The sequence below is a fragment of the Armatimonadota bacterium genome, from assembly GCA_031081675.1.
In the GTDB taxonomy this organism is placed as follows: Bacteria; Sysuimicrobiota; Sysuimicrobiia; order Sysuimicrobiales; family Kaftiobacteriaceae; genus Calidihabitans; species Calidihabitans tengchongensis.
This window is the reverse complement of sequence record JAVHLZ010000005.1, coordinates 104,813-112,465: the sequence shown is the minus strand read 5'-3', so window position 1 is coordinate 112,465 and position 7,653 is coordinate 104,813. Positions and strand designations below refer to the sequence as shown.

At 73.3% G+C, this 7,653-nt stretch carries 6 protein-coding genes; 2 read left to right on the top strand and 4 right to left on the bottom strand.

Going from position 1 to position 7,653, the window contains the following annotated elements:
- Positions 1-483, bottom strand: coding sequence for a helix-turn-helix transcriptional regulator (locus tag RB150_03350; GenBank protein ID MDQ7819577.1), 483 nt, complete (start codon positions 481-483; stop codon positions 1-3).
- Between the two features lie 410 nt (positions 484-893).
- Here RB150_03350 and RB150_03345 point away from each other — a divergent pair, with 410 nt between their 5' ends.
- Positions 894-1,688 (top strand): undecaprenyl-diphosphate phosphatase, encoded by a 795-nt coding sequence (locus RB150_03345; protein ID MDQ7819576.1) that lies wholly within the window; start codon positions 894-896, stop codon positions 1,686-1,688.
- A 1-nt stretch (position 1,689) separates the two neighbouring features.
- On the top strand, positions 1,690-3,996 hold the full coding sequence (locus RB150_03340) for a DNA translocase FtsK (GenBank protein ID MDQ7819575.1): 2,307 nt from the start codon (positions 1,690-1,692) through the stop codon (positions 3,994-3,996).
- A gap of 16 nt (positions 3,997-4,012) precedes the next feature.
- On the opposite strand, the gene RB150_03335 is transcribed toward RB150_03340, so the two are convergent.
- From RB150_03335 to RB150_03325, 3 genes are read right to left on the bottom strand one after another with little or no spacing between them, the layout of a single operon-like run.
- Positions 4,013-4,990 (bottom strand): ABC transporter permease, encoded by a 978-nt coding sequence (locus RB150_03335; protein MDQ7819574.1) that lies wholly within the window; start codon positions 4,988-4,990, stop codon positions 4,013-4,015.
- Positions 4,987-6,027: an ABC transporter permease gene (locus tag RB150_03330; GenBank protein ID MDQ7819573.1), complete on the bottom strand. Its 1,041-nt coding sequence runs from the start codon at positions 6,025-6,027 to the stop codon at positions 4,987-4,989. The genes RB150_03335 and RB150_03330 overlap by 4 nt, the downstream gene beginning before the upstream one ends.
- Positions 5,993-7,558: an ABC transporter ATP-binding protein gene (locus tag RB150_03325; protein MDQ7819572.1), complete on the bottom strand. Its 1,566-nt coding sequence runs from the start codon at positions 7,556-7,558 to the stop codon at positions 5,993-5,995. The genes RB150_03330 and RB150_03325 overlap by 35 nt, the downstream gene beginning before the upstream one ends.
- Positions 7,559-7,653: the final 95 nt, after the last annotated feature.

Below are 7,653 nucleotides of genomic sequence, written 5' to 3'. Positions count from 1 at the left end.
TTAGCCCTTCTCCCGGGAGGACCGGAGGAGCAAGTGCCGCGCCAGAGCCAGCAGGGCCGCCCGGTCGGCGGGCGACAGCCGCCGTGCGATGACCAGCAGCTCGGCCACCACAAGCGCCTCCCGGTCCGGCGACCCGCTGTCCCGGCCACCGGAGCCTCCCGGCTCGAACAGCGGGAGCGGCCGCCCGCCGCGCAGGGGTAGCTGCACGGCGACCAGGCGGTCGTCGTCGGGCGGGGCGGAGATTTCCTCGACGTACTGCATGAGGGCGGCGCTTCCGACCCCCAGCGCCCGGGCCAGCCGGGCCAGGATGTCCGCCGACGGGCGCTTGAGGCCCCGCTCGACCTCGTGGAGATACGAGCGGGAGATGCGGGCCAGGCGTGCCAGCTCCTCCCGGGAGAGGCCGCGGGAAGTGCGCAGTGTCTCGATGGCCCGGCCGAAGTCCAGCCGGGAGCGGGAAGCGCGTCGCGGGGCGGTATCCGGCATCGGGGTAGGGACCAAATTCCACCAGTTCAGTTGGCCGCCCGATGGCCCGGTCCTGCCCCATCCGCAGGCTCCAGGGGCTTCTGCCTTCGCCGGCCTCGCCGTCCGACCCCGGCGTCCCCGCTCGTCCTCCGACCGCCGGACAGGCCGGCGCTGTCGCGCGAAAGCGAGCGTCGCTTGTGGCGCTTTCGCGCGACAGTACGACGGGCGGCATCGGGGGAGGAGCCCGACTGCTCACATTCGCGCGAACGTGAGCCCGCCAGTGTCGCGCGAAAGCGGGCTGGATGCCCCCCTTCCTCGGCGGAGATGACCCGTCGGGCAGGGGAGGAAGGCTGCGGTTCCGCACCGAACGTCCCCTCGAACACCAATTCGCCTGACGCCGTACCACTCGTCGGAGCGCGCACGTGCTGAACATGGTTGTCCTGGGCCTGGTCCAGGGCTTCACCGAGTTTCTCCCGGTCAGCAGCACCGCCCATCTGCTGTTTGCCGAAGCGCTGCTGGGAATCCGCCGGCCGGGCATCCTCCTGGAGGCGGTCCTGCACCTGGGTACCGCCGCCGCCGCGGCAATCCTGTTCTGGGGCGACGTCCGCCGCCTGGTGGCAGGGTGGGTATTGTCGGTGCAGCGGCGGTCGGACCCGGCCCTGGTAGCCTACGGGCGCGTGGCCTGGGTGATCATTCTGATCACCGCCATCACCGCCGCCCTCGGCCTCGCCTTCCGGGACCCGCTGGAGCGGATGTTCAGCTCGGTGCGCGGCACCGCCGTGCAGCTGATGGCCACGGGCCTCATCCTCCTGGTGGCGCGGGAGCGCAGCGGCCGCGCCTGGACTGACGCGACCGCCGCCGACGGGGTCGCCGTCGGGTTGGCCCAGGCCGCCTCCATCATCCCGGGCCTGTCGCGCTCGGGCACCACCATCGCCGCCGCCCTGTGGCGGGGGATGCGGCGTGATGACGCTGCCCGGCTGTCGTTCCTGGCGGCTATCCCGGCGGTGGCGGGGGCGGGTCTGGTGGGGCTGGCGGACCTTTCCCTGGGCGAGGCGATGGGCTATACTCCGGCGCAGTTGCTGGTCGGCTTTGCCGTCTCGCTGGCCAGCGGCGCGGCTGCCATCCGCTGGCTGCTGTGGGCGGTGCGCCGGGGCCAGCTGCGGTACTTCGGCATCTACTGCGTGGCCGCCGGCGCGGTGGTACTGGTCATCGGAGGAGGACGGTAGCGTGGCGCGCAGGAAACGGTCCCGCTCCCGCGCCCGGTCGGCGGGCGCGATCCTGCTGGTCGGGGGACTGGTGCTGGCGCTGTCCTTTGTGCCCGGGGCCACCGGGGTGGCCGAGGTCCTGGGACGAGTTCAGCGGCTGCTGCTGGGGCGCCTGGCCTGGCTGATTCCCGCCAGCCTGGCCGTAGGGGGGATCGCCCTCCTGGTCGCACCGGGCCGGTCCGGGACCGGCCTCCGGGCGGCCGGGGTGGCGCTGGTGGCGACCGCGGCGGCGGGGGCCATCCACGCACGCGTGCCGGCCGGGGCGGAACTGGCCGAAGGGCTGCGGGGTGGAGGGGCCGGCCTTGTGGGAGGGGCCCTCCTGTGGGGCCTGCGCCGCGCTCTGGGACATCTCGGCGCCTGGGTGGCCCTGTCCCTGCTGGCCGCATGGGGGGTCCTGTGGGCCGGTCGGTTCGACCTGGCCGTGGTCGTCGCAGGGGCGTGGGCCGCCCTGCGGTGGGCGGTCGGCGCGGCTCTGATGGGCCTGACGTCCGTCGTCCGAGGGGTGGTGGCAGCGACGGCGGCCCTGGGCGTGGCCGCGCGGGCGCTGGCGGCGGCCGTGGTTGACGGGGTGGTCGCCTCCGCCCGCCGGGTCGCGGACGCCGGACGTCGCGCGCGGGCGGTGGTGGCCGAGCGCGCGCGGGTCGTGGAATCGGCTCTGTCACATCCCGCGTCTCCGGCGCCCGCGTCCGCCACTCCCGCTCCAGCCCCGGAGGCTCCTCCCGTGGTCGGGCGGGCGACGGAGAACCTGGAGCCTCCGCCCGCACCGGCGCGGGCCCGGTCTGCCCGGAGGGGCCGCGGGTCCGGCCAGCCTCCGGCGCAGGCCCAGCAGGAGTCCCTGGACCTGCAGGTGCCCACCGGCGGCTACGCGCTGCCGCCGCTGTCGCTGCTGGCAGACCTGCCGGCGGCGTCTCGCGGCCGCAGCCGCTCCGACCCCGCCGAGACGGCGCGCCTGCTGGAGCAGACCCTGGCCAGCTTCGGGGTGGAGGTCAAGGTCGTGCGCTGGGAGCAGGGGCCGGTGGTGACCCGCTTTGAGGTCCAGCCGGCGCCGGGGGTGCGGGTGGGCAAGATCAGCAGCCTGGCTAACGACATCGCCCTCGCCCTGGCCAGCGGCAGCGTGCGCATCGAGGGTCCCATCCCGGGCCGGTCGGCGGTGGGCATCGAGGTCCCCAACCAGAAGACGGCCCTGGTGCACATCAAAGAGATCCTCGGCAGCGAGGAGTACCAGCGCGCCCAGGGTCCCCTGGTGGTGGCCCTGGGCAAGGACATCGCCGGCCATCCCATCGTCGCCGACCTGACCGAGATGCCCCACCTGCTGATTGCGGGCGCCACGGGGTCGGGCAAGTCGGTGATGCTCAACGCCATCATCGCCGGGCTGCTGTTCCGGTGCACGCCTTTGGACCTGCGGCTGCTGCTCATCGACCCCAAGCGGGTGGAGTTCGCCCACTATGCCAACATCCCGCACCTGCTGGCCCCGGTGGTGACCAACCCCCGGGCCGCCGCCGGCGCCCTGCGGGAGATGCTGCGGGAGATGGAAGAGCGCTTCGAGCGGTTTGCGGCCACCGGCACCCGCAACATCCAGACCTACAACCAGATCCCGGGCGGGGAACGGCTGCCCTACATCGTCATCGTGGTGGACGAGCTGGCCGACCTGATGATGGTGGCCCCCGCCGACTTCGAGGACGTCATCTGCCGGCTGGCCCAGATGACCCGGGCCACCGGCATCCACCTGGTGGTGGCCACCCAGCGGCCGTCGGTGGACGTGATCACGGGCCTCATCAAGGCCAACATCCCCTCCCGGATCGCTTTTGCCGTCAGCAGCCAGGTGGACAGCCGCACCATCCTGGACGCGCCGGGCGCCGAAAAACTGCTGGGCAAGGGGGACATGCTGTTTCTGCCCATCGGGGCGGCGCGGCCCACCCGCGCCCAGGGCGCGTTCATCGCCGACAGCGAGATCCAGGCGCTGGTCGCCTGGTGGAAGGCCCAGGGCCGCCCGGCGTTCGACCAGGACCTGCTGGCCGCCGAGCAGGCCACCGAGTCCGGCGACGGCGACGGGGACGCCCTGCTGGAGGAGGCCGCCCGCCTGGTGGTGCGGGCGGGGTACGGCTCGGTGTCGCTGCTGCAGCGCAAGATGAAGATCGGCTACGTGCGGGCGGCCCGCCTGGTGGACCAGCTGGAAGAACGCGGCATCGTCGGCCCCGCCCAGGGCAGCAACCCCCGGGAGGTCCTGGTGGGTCTGGACGAGCTGGAGCGGCTGCTCAAGAAGTCCTGACCGGCCCCGCCCACGCTCACTCGCGGGCGTAGGGCCGGCCCACGGTGCTGGGAAAGCGCCGGCGGCCGATCACCGCCGCCACCACCACCAGGGTGGTGAGATAGGGGATCATGCTCACGAAGTAAAAGGGGATCCGCTCCTTCACCCCCGGAGTGACAGCCACCGCCGAGGCGAAGCCGTCCGCCAGCCCGAACAGCAGCGCCGCCCCCAGGGCCAGCAGCGGCTCCAGCCCGGCAAAGACCACGCAGGCCAGGGCGATGAAGCCCCGCCCGGCCGAGATCTCCTTCACCAGCGCCCCGAACCAGCCCAGGGGCAGAAACGCCCCGCCCACCCCGGCCAGCGCGCCGCCCAGGGTGCTGGTCAGCACCCGCAGCCGGTCCACCCGCAGCCCCGCCACGTCCACCGCCTCCGGCCGCTCGCCCACCGCGGTGATCCGGAAGCCCAGGACCGTACGGTGCAGCAGATAGTGCGCGGCCACCGCCACCACCACGGCGGCCACGGTCACGGGGCTGATCTGGCCCAGGGGGGTCAGGATGCGGCGCACCATCAGCTCGTTGGGGAAGAGGTGGATGCCGGGAAACGCCCACAGGCTGATCAGCAGAAACGGCACAAAGCCCAGGGCGAAGATGTTCAACCCCATGCCCGCGATGATCTGGTCGGCGCGGCCGTACACGCTGACGGCCCCCAGGGCCCACCCCACCACCGCGCCGGTGACGCCGCCGCCGGCCAGGCCCATCACGCCGCTGTTGAAGACCTCGGCGGTCCACACCCCGGTGGTGGCGCTGATCATGAAGATGGCCTCCAGGCCGATGTTCACCACCCCGGCCTTTTCGTTCAGGCACTCGCCCACCGCCGCCAGCGCCAGGGGAGTCATGGCCAGCAGCCCCGCCTCCAGCAGCGACACCGGGGGCAGCCCCACCCGGTCCAGCAGCCCCCCGACCGCCGCCACCCCCGCCACGGCGGCCACGGCCAGCCCCAGCCGGCGGACGATCACCGCCGCCACCTCCGGCTCAGCAGCGCCCACAGTTCGGGGGCGGCCAGGGCGATCACGATCAGGCCGTTGATGGCCCGCACCAGTTCCGACAGGACGCCGGCCTCGTACTCCATCAGCCGGCCTCCGTGGGCCAGCGCGCCGAACAGCACCGCCGCCAGGATCGCCCCCAGGGGGTGATTGCGGCCCACCAGCGCCACCCCGATGCCGTCAAAGCCCAGGGTGGCCACGTTGCCCAGCGTCGCGTACAGCGACCACGCCGGCGGCCGCCCGATGATCTGGCTGGCGCCGGCCAGCCCGGCGGCCATCCCCCCGATGACGAAGCTGCCGACCACCACCCGCCCGGCGTGCACCCCCGCGTAGCGGGCGGCGTCGGGGTTTTCGCCGGCCAGGCGCAGCTCGTAGCCCTGACGGGTCCCCCACAGGTACAGGTACACCGCCACCGCCATCGCCACGGCCACGAAGATGACGGCAGTGAGGGTGCTGTCCTCGCTGAGGACCGGGTAGCGCGCCCCCGGCAGGGCCGGCACGGTCCGCTCGGCCCGGCCGGGTTCGCCCAGGAAGTTGATGGCCAGGTAGGTGGACAGGTGGAAGGCCACCCAGTTGGTCATGATGGTGGAGATGACCTCGTGGGCCCCCCGCCACACCTTCAGCACCCCCGGGATCAGGGCCCACAGGGCGCCGGCGGCCATCCCGGCGGCGGTGGCGCCGGCTGCGTGCAGCCCCGGGGGCAGGTGCAGCATCCCCGCCACGAAGGTGGCGCCGATCGCGCCCAGGTACATCTGGCCCTCGGCGCCGATGTTGAACAGACCCGCCCGCACGCCGACGGCGAACGTGAGGGCGGTCAGCATCAAGGGGGTGGCGAACGCCAGGGTTTCCAGGATGTCCGCGGTGCTGCCGAAGGCGCCGACCAGGAGCGCCCGGTAGGCGACCAGAGGGGAGTAGCCGAACGCCCGCATCAGGACCGCCCCGGCCAGCAGGCCGAGGGCGACGGTGGCGACGGCTTCACTCAGAGGGCGCGGCAGGCGCGGCCAGCTCATCGTGGCGGCGGGGCAGGACGCCCCCCATCATCAGACCGATCTCTTCGCGGGTGAACGCCTCCACCGGACCCTCGCCCAGGAAGCGCCCCTCGTACATGACGGCAATCCGGTCGGCCAGCTCCAGGACCTCGTCGAGGTCGGCCGAGACCAGCAGCACGCCTTTGCCCTCGTCCCGCATCCGCACCAGCACCTCGCGGATGGCCAGGGTGCTGGCGACGTCCAGCCCGCGGGTAGGGTGCATGGCCACGATCAGCCGGGGCTGCTTGCTGAGCTCCCGCCCCACCAGCAGCCGCTGCTGGTTGCCCCCGCTGAGGCTGCGCACCGGCGCGCGCAGGGACGGCGTCACCACCGCAAAGCGCTCGACCAGCTCCCGCACGTAGGACAGCACGGCGCGGCCGTTCAGCCGCCCGCCCGGGCCCTGAAACGCCGGCTCCCGCTGGCGGCTGAGGAGGGCGTTTTCGGTCACGTCGAAGTTCAGCGCCAGCCCGAAACGCGCCTTATCCTCGGGCACGTGGCCCAGACCCCGCCGGTACAGGGCCAGCGGCTGCAGCGCCGGCGCGGGCTCCCCTCCCAGCAGGATCTCCCCGGCGTGCGGGCGGCGCAGTCCCGTGAGAACCTGCACCAGCTCGCTCTGGCCGTTGCCCTCCACGCCGGCAATGCCGAAGATCTCCCCGCTGCGCACCACGAAGGAGAGGTCGCGCACCGCGACCGCGCCCTGGTCGTTGAGGACCACCAGGCCCCGTACCTCCAGCACCGGCTCCCCGGGCTGGCGCGGGCTGCGGCTCACCCGCGGGACGACCGCCCGGCCCACCATCAGCTCGGCCAGGCGCTCGGGGGTGGCCTGGGCGGTGGGCACCTCTCCGGCCACCCGTCCTAGGCGCAGCACCACCACCCGGTCGGAGATTTCCAGGGCTTCCCGGAGCTTGTGGGAGATGAAGACGATGGACCGGCCGGTCCGCCGCAGCCCCCGCAGGAAGCCGAACAGGTCGGCGACCTCCGCCGGGGTGAGGGCGGAGGTGGGCTCATCCAGGATCAGCACGCGGCTGCCCCGGTACAGGACCTTGAGGATCTCCACCCGCTGCTGGACCCCCACGGGCAGCGACTCGACCGGCACGTCCAGGGGCACGGTCAACCCCGTCTGCTCCATGAGGGCGGCCACCTGGGCCCGCGCGGCGTCGACGCGCAGGGGCGCCAGAGGGGCGGCTCCCTCCCGGCCGAGGATGATGTTCTCCAGCGCAGTGAAGGGGGGCACCAGGGTGAACGCCTGGTGGACCATGCCGATCCCCTCCCGCAGCGCGTCGGAGGGGTTGGCGAACTGCACCGGCCGCCCGTCCACCACGATCTGCCCGCGGGTGGGGCGCAGCAGGCCCGAGAGGATCTTCATCAGGGTGGTCTTGCCGGCCCCGTTCTCGCCGAGCAGGGCGACGATCTCCCCCGGCTCCAGGGTGAAGTCCACCCCCCGCAGAGCCACGGTCCCGTCGGGGTAGACCTTGTGGATGGCCCGCATCTCGATGCGGGGGGCCTGGTCCATCACCCCTCCGCGCCCCGCCCGCCCATCCCCACACACGGCGGGGCAGGCCGGTCCGGCAAACCGCCCGTCCGGCCTGCCCCGTGCGCCATCGGCCC